The organism is Kitasatospora sp. SC0581 (assembly GCF_048159585.1).
Classification (GTDB): domain Bacteria; phylum Actinomycetota; class Actinomycetes; order Streptomycetales; family Streptomycetaceae; genus Kitasatospora.
Genome location: NZ_JBLRWA010000216.1, coordinates 1 through 373, shown reverse-complemented (window position 1 = coordinate 373; position 373 = coordinate 1). Strand labels below are relative to the sequence as shown.

Below are 373 nucleotides of genomic sequence, written 5' to 3'. Positions count from 1 at the left end.
GAACTTTATGCATCCGAAAAAGCTTTTTATGATCAACTGTGCTTAGTAAAAAACAAACGCCGGATTACTTTGGAAGAAGTGACGAATTGGGTAAAGGAAAATGATGGTGAAACACTACGGGAATTGGATAAGCTGGGGTACTTTTTAGGAATCGGCCTTACGAATATTATCAATACCTTTAACCCCGAGGCGATTGTGCTTCGCAGTAATTTAATTCAGGAAAACCCGACCATTTTAAATTCTATACAAAGTACGATTGCATCCAGAGTGTCAAAATATGTCCGGCAGAACCATCGAATTTATTTGTCGCAGTTACATCGGAATGCGACAGCAGTTGGGGCTGCGGCTTTTATTGTCCATCATTTTTTGATGG

Annotated in this window: 1 protein-coding gene; it reads left to right on the top strand. The window is 39.9% G+C overall.

What is annotated here, in order from left to right; translation table 11 throughout:
- On the top strand, positions 1-373 hold a 373-nt coding region (locus ACLWS4_RS37845; protein ID WP_416876550.1), incomplete at both ends, for an ROK family protein.